The following is a 2,518-nucleotide window of genomic DNA, read 5'->3' on the forward strand; positions in this document are numbered from 1 at the left end:
GGAGCCGCTCGCGGAGGTCGCGGCGCTGGTCCGGCAGCGGCTCCTGAAACGCGGCGACGTCGGGCCGGTGGAAGCGGACGAGTCGCCCGACCGCGTCGCGGCGGTCGTGCCAGGCGTCGTGGTGGTCGCCGCGGTTGGCGTAGCGGACGTTGTAGCTCAGCACCCGGATCCCGGTCATTACGTCTGGCGTCGCGGGCGAGGCGATTAAATCTCGTGGAGTGCGCGCGGAACTGTCGTCGACGTCTCGCTCGCTCGGCTGTACGTACTCATTCGGCCCTGTTGAAATCCTTCATCCTTGATAGGAACCGTGTGCTGAATACAACGCGCGTATCTTGCACGGTAGAGACAGGTGTCGTTATCACTAGGTCGGTCAGCATATAGGACATACAGATCGACCTATCAACAGCTGTTTGATAAAGATTCATATGCTGACAATATCTGATATTATGTATGAGCGAAGATGAAAATCCGTTGCTCATGGTCCACCTCCGTTCGATTCGTACCGCTATTGTTGGGTTAGCGCTCGCGGTTCTTACAACGGGGCTTATTATTTCAGGGGACTCACTGGATTTTCCGTTTCTCATCTTCTCTCTGTTCGTCTGCCTATACGCATTTGTGCCGCCCTTCATTCGTGCTTGAAGGCCAACCAAACTCAGCTATTGACCAACTGATTGTCCTACAATAGCATCAGATCACTTGTGGTCCACACTGCTGCATTGATACTCTATATTCAGCACGACAGCAGAAACATATCATAAATTGATCATTTCAACAGAGCCAATTCGTTGTAAACTACGATCGACACGAACAGCGCCGAAGCCCCAGCCGGGAGGCGGGCGCACGCTCGCTGCGCTCCTCACTCTGTCGCGTTGCTCCCTCGTTGCGGTGCTGCCGTCGTCATCAGAACGCGGAGCGTTCTGATTGGCTCACGAGAGCTTTGCTCTCGTGAACGCCTCCGCCCGCCTCCCGGCTGCCCCTTCGAGTCCCACCCGACCGCACAGCACCTCACGCCTCCCCAGCCTCGTCGCCGGTCCTCCGCTTCGCTTCGGACCGCCGACTCCCTCGCGCGGTGCTCCTCGCGCCCTTAAAAGGGCGCTCGGAGGCGCGCGCCACCGCACAGCACATTCTCTTATAAGTGATCGTTGCCGTCGCTTGCGACGCTTAAAAACGGGGGCTCGGCCGCTCAGACGGAGAACTCGTAGAGGTCGTCGCCAACGTGATGGATCGACTCGACGACCTTCCCGCTGTCGCCGACCATCTCGTCGCCGTCGACCAGCGCGCGGCCGACCGCGAGCACCTTCCCGTGGGTCTCCTCGGCGACGACGACCAGGTCCCCGCCGCGGATCTCCGGGTCGGCCTCGACGATGCCGGGACGCATCACGTCCGCGCCGTCGGAGACGAACGAGATAGCGCCCGCGTCGACGGTGACGACGCCCGTCTCCGGGTCGAAGTCGTTCGCGCCGCGGACGGTGAGGAACGGCTCGTCGTCGTCGACGTAGAAGACGGCGGGGTCGCCGTCGACCAAGACGAGTTCGTAGCCGGCGTCGACGAACTCGACGAACTCGAACGTCTCGCCGTCGATGTCGACCCCGAGGTGATCGGCGACCGCCTCGCGGATCGCCGTGATCTCGTCGCTCCGGAGGTGATGCCGGGATTTCACTTCCATGCCCGTCCCGTCGACCGCTCGGCCGATAAATGGACCGCTCCACAGCGTGGCCGTTCGGTGGCGGCCGGCCGCTCCACCCTTCGGACCCGGTCTCACCCCGTTGGACCGATCAAAACGGCCTTAAACCACCTCTCCATACCCACGTGTATGTTTGGCCCACTGGCGATCGTGGCGATCACGAGGATCGTGAGCCTGCCCGCGATCGCGCTCGCGGCGGTCGCGACGCTGCTCGTCCTCCTCGTCACCTCCGTGAAGGGAACGGGGTGGGAACCCACGACCGACATCTCCGAGGAAGTGCTCGAACACCGCGCGTCCGCGGTTCCGGAGACGGAGTTCCCCGAACCCGGTAACCGCGCGGTCGGCGGCGGCGGTGGCGGCGCGGGCGCGATCCCGGCCGGTGCCGACGGCGAGGAGGGCGAACTCGAAGAGGGCGGCACCGTCAGCTCCGGTCCCGGCGACATCCCCGAAGACGAGGTGGAGTACTTCGAGGTCGAGTTCGTCAAACAGGGCGAGACGGTCGAGCTCTCGAACGACCAGCCCATCCTCGAACAGGGCGAAGACGAGGGGTGGGATCTCCCGTACGCCTGCCGGCAGGGACAGTGCGTTTCCTGTGCCGGACGTATCGCCGACGGTCCCTCCGAGGACTTCGTCGAACACGACAACCAGCAGATGCTCGAAGAGGCCGAAATCGACGACGGCTACACGCTCACCTGCGTCGCCTACCCCCGCGACTCCTTCAGCATCGAGACCGGCGAAGCGCCGTAGCCCCGCCGCGTTTCGCTGTACGTACCCTTCCCCGCGCCCGCTCGCGACACCCTTTTTCGCGTCTCGCTCCAACCGATCCCATCGTCC

Annotated in this window: 3 protein-coding genes and 1 pseudogene; 2 read left to right on the top strand and 2 right to left on the bottom strand. The window is 63.1% G+C overall.

Annotation, left to right across the window (positions count from 1 at the left end; genetic code table 11):
• A pseudogene (locus tag BN903_RS14525) lies at positions 1-178 on the bottom strand (endonuclease/exonuclease/phosphatase); the annotation flags it as partial.
• Positions 179-450: 272 nt separating this feature from the next.
• Between BN903_RS14525 and BN903_RS14530 the strand changes: the two are divergent.
• A complete protein-coding gene (locus BN903_RS14530) occupies positions 451-639 on the top strand; it encodes a hypothetical protein (RefSeq protein WP_048078412.1) in 189 nt (62 codons plus the stop codon).
• A 544-nt stretch (positions 640-1,183) separates the two neighbouring features.
• Here BN903_RS14530 and BN903_RS14535 read toward each other — a convergent pair.
• Complete coding sequence (locus tag BN903_RS14535) at positions 1,184-1,666, bottom strand: RNA-binding protein (RefSeq protein ID WP_048078413.1); 483 nt, start codon at positions 1,664-1,666, stop codon at positions 1,184-1,186.
• A 147-nt stretch (positions 1,667-1,813) separates the two neighbouring features.
• Here BN903_RS14535 and BN903_RS14540 point away from each other — a divergent pair, with 147 nt between their 5' ends.
• Positions 1,814-2,431 (top strand): 2Fe-2S iron-sulfur cluster-binding protein, encoded by a 618-nt coding sequence (locus BN903_RS14540; protein WP_048078414.1) that lies wholly within the window; start codon positions 1,814-1,816, stop codon positions 2,429-2,431.
• The last annotated feature ends 87 nt before the right edge of the window (positions 2,432-2,518 follow it).

The organism is Halorubrum sp. AJ67 (genome assembly GCF_000513435.1).

Bases quoted from the DNA above. Each gene is read 5' to 3' on its own strand.
- BN903_RS14535 (WP_048078413.1), bottom strand. From the start codon at position 1,666: ATGGAAGTGAAATCCCGGCATCACCTCCGGAGCGACGAGATCACGGCG.
- BN903_RS14540 (WP_048078414.1), top strand. From the start codon at position 1,814: ATGTTTGGCCCACTGGCGATCGTGGCGATCACGAGGATCGTGAGCCTG.
- BN903_RS14530 (WP_048078412.1), top strand. From the start codon at position 451: ATGAGCGAAGATGAAAATCCGTTGCTCATGGTCCACCTCCGTTCGATT.